Origin of the sequence: Pseudomonas sp. E45-MNA-CIBAN-0222 (genome assembly GCF_040310405.1) — a bacterium.
GTDB classification, from domain to species: Bacteria; Pseudomonadota; Gammaproteobacteria; order Pseudomonadales; family Pseudomonadaceae; genus Stutzerimonas; species Stutzerimonas stutzeri_AC.
On record NZ_JBEOPU010000087.1, the window covers coordinates 1 to 276 of the forward strand.

1 pseudogene is annotated in these 276 nt (G+C 50.0%); it reads right to left on the reverse strand.

Features of this window, described 5'->3' with window-relative positions:
• Positions 1-276: pseudogene (locus tag AAEZ08_RS22880) on the reverse strand (hypothetical protein); the annotation flags it as partial.

Consider the following 276-nt stretch of genomic DNA (forward strand, 5'->3'; position numbering starts at 1 on the left):
GACAAACTGAATCCAAACCGGTGGCATCCACGCCATACCAAAACCTGTCAGCATACCTGCCATACCCACTAAAAACGGCAGCAAACATAACCACAAGCCAATCAAGCGCCACGGGTACTGAGTCGCGGTATCTTTATCCGTTTGGGCAAACAAGCTATCAGCTGCCTGCAAATTGGCGACGAAACCAGTTTTATTTACCCATTCTTTGACTTGCTCAGGCGTCGTCTGGGTCGGATCATAATCGACATTCGCGGTCTCGCCAGCGAAGTTCACACT